The 2,544-nt window shown below is 31.2% G+C and carries 3 protein-coding genes; 2 read left to right on the top strand and 1 reads right to left on the bottom strand.

Translation table 11 applies throughout. The features are described from left to right. Window positions 1–93 precede the first annotated feature (93 nt). Together ACKI4K_RS03890 and ACKI4K_RS03885 are read left to right on the top strand one after the other, a co-directional pair. Window positions 94–1,767: a DNA-directed DNA polymerase II small subunit gene (locus tag ACKI4K_RS03890; RefSeq protein WP_407422481.1), complete on the top strand. Its 1,674-nt coding sequence runs from the start codon at window positions 94–96 to the stop codon at window positions 1,765–1,767. A 12-nt stretch (window positions 1,768–1,779) separates the two neighbouring features. Continuing rightward, on the top strand, window positions 1,780–2,367 hold the full coding sequence (locus ACKI4K_RS03885; RefSeq protein ID WP_407422479.1) for a class II aldolase/adducin family protein: 588 nt from the start codon (window positions 1,780–1,782) through the stop codon (window positions 2,365–2,367). Here the strand turns inward: ACKI4K_RS03885 and ACKI4K_RS03880 are convergent. After that, window positions 2,360–2,533: a Met repressor gene (locus tag ACKI4K_RS03880; RefSeq protein ID WP_407422477.1), complete on the bottom strand. Its 174-nt coding sequence runs from the start codon at window positions 2,531–2,533 to the stop codon at window positions 2,360–2,362. The two genes, ACKI4K_RS03885 and ACKI4K_RS03880, sit on opposite strands and share 8 nt — an antisense overlap. Window positions 2,534–2,544 lie beyond the last annotated feature (11 nt).

Here is a 2,544-nt window from a genome sequence, read left to right as displayed (position 1 = left end):
TTTTTATCAATAAAAAAACATGTTCTTAAAGACAATATTCAAAAATTAAATTCTCAAAGTTTATAAATATAGAAAATTAAAATCTTAATTAATATGTCAGCTAATAAAATTCTATTAAAATTTGCAAAAAAAGGAATTAACCTATCACCTGAAGCGTATAATAAAGTCATTAATGCAGAAAATCCTATAGACTTTGCATCTTCATTAATAGTTAAATTAAAAAGCGATAAATTCACATCAAAAGACTTGGTTTCAGTTAGTGAAGAAACTATTGATGAAATTCTAGGCAATGGTAAAATCGAAGAAACTCAAAATAATTTAACAGAGGAAAAACCAAGTGTTAAGGAAGAAAAAGTAGAAACCGAAAAACAAAAAACACCACAGGAAGAACCTACAACTGAAGTTAAAAAAGAATCCCTTTCAATGGAAGATTTCAAAAAAGAAAGTGACATTAAAGAAAAACATGTTAATGAGGCTATTTTAGAAGCTTCAGAAACTGTTAAAGATGAAAAAATTCAATTTAAAAGGAATTTAAAAAAAACAAATGTCGAATATGATTTTAAAATTATCCAAGACACAAGTAAAAAATCATATACAAGCGGAGAACTTGAAAACCTAATCTCTTATTTCAAAAGCAGATATGAAAAACTACATAATATCTTATCTAGAAGACCCGAACTTAGAAATACTGTTAAAGTAGCGGATATTGATGACTCACAAGAAAGCTTAAGTATGATTTTAATGGTTAAAGAAATCAGATCCAGTAAAAATGGCCATAAAATCGTTGAATTTGAAGATGATACAGGAAATATTTCCGTCTTATTCTCTCAAAATAATGAAGAATTGTTTAAAGAAGCTGAAAAATTAGTTAGGGATGAAGTTGTTGGTATAATTGCTAATAAAAGTGGAGATAACGGTTTTGCTTTCGGACAGCAAATCATAAACCCCGGTGTCTTGCAAGTCCCGGAAAAAGAAATGGATTTCGGAATTGTATTTTTATCTGATGTTCACATTGGCAGTCTAACATTCCTGGAGGATGCTTTTACAAGATTCATTGATTGGATTAACTGTGAATATGGTACCGAAGAGCAAAGAAGAGTTGCTGAAGATGTTAAATATTTAATTATTGGCGGAGATATCGTGGATGGAATCGGCGTTTATCCAAACCAAGAAAAAGAACTTGTAATTAAAGACATTACGGAACAATACAATGAAGCAGCTAAATTTTTAGGAAATATAAGAAGTGATATTAAAATTATTATCGCTCCGGGAAACCACGATGCATCAAGAGTGGCTGAGCCGCAACCTGCAGTGCCGGAAGAATATGCAAAAGCATTATACGAATTAGATAATGTGGAATTCATTTCAAATCCCGGTATTGTATCTTTGGACGGCATCAATGTTCTGATTTACCATGGCCGTAGTTTTGATGACTTAGTCATGGCTGTTAAAGACTTCACACATGAAAGAAATGACTTGTTAATGGAAGAATTACTTAACAAAAGACATTTGGCCCCTATTTATGGAGAAAGAACTCCCCTTGCTTCAGAACTTGAAGATTATTTAGTAATTGATGAAGTGCCTGATGTATTCCATACAGGACACGTGCACATTAATACATACAAAAAATTCAAAGGAATTCATCTAATTAACTCCGGCACTTTTCAGACTCAGACAGAGTTTCAAAAAATTTATAACATTGAACCTACTCCTGCTGAAGTTCCTGTACTTCATAAAGGAAAATATAAACATTTCAAATTCTTATAAAGAGGTTATTTGATGAAAAAGAATATAGCTGAAATTATTGAAGTTTCCAGAGAAATTTATGAGAAAGGTTTGGTTTCAGGAAAATCCGGAAATATAAGTGCAAGATTTAAAAACGAAACCAAGGATATTGTCGCAATTACTCCTACATTAAAATCATTATCCAAATTAAATGAAGAAGACATTGTATTGGTTGATTTGGATGGAAACATATTAACTAAGGGAAAACCGTCTTCCGAAATAAACATGCATTTGGAAATATATAAAAAAAGACCTGATGTCAACGCTATAGTCCATACTCATTCACCCTACGCTACCGGTTTCGCCCATTCATCCAAAAAAATTAAAAGATATGAAGGATTTAAACCAATCAAAAAAGCATTCCTATCTGAAATTGAATATGAAAAACCGGGCAGTGCCGAATTGGCCAAAAAAGCTAGTGAAGGTATTGGTGAGGATGATGTGCTGATCTTTAGGAATCATGGTGTAGTATGTGTAGGCGACTGTTTAAAAGAAGCAGGTTTGCTTGCTGATTTTGTTGAAGAAACAGCAAAAACTCAATTTGTAACATATATGTTAAATTCAGTTGAAGATATTAGTTAAAATCTTCATCTGAAATAACATCGCTTTTGTTTCTGTTTTTCATTCCTTCTTCAATCATTTTAATGATTAAACCGGATAATGAGGTATCTTCATCAATAGCAATTTTCTTTAATTCTTTTTTCAAATCTATAGGTAGATTTATAGTAGTTTTACTTATATCTGACATGTATTATAATT

The organism is Methanobrevibacter sp. (assembly GCF_045644645.1).
In the GTDB taxonomy this organism is placed as follows: Archaea; Methanobacteriota; Methanobacteria; order Methanobacteriales; family Methanobacteriaceae; genus Methanocatella.
This window is presented reverse-complemented; position numbering and strand designations above follow the sequence as displayed.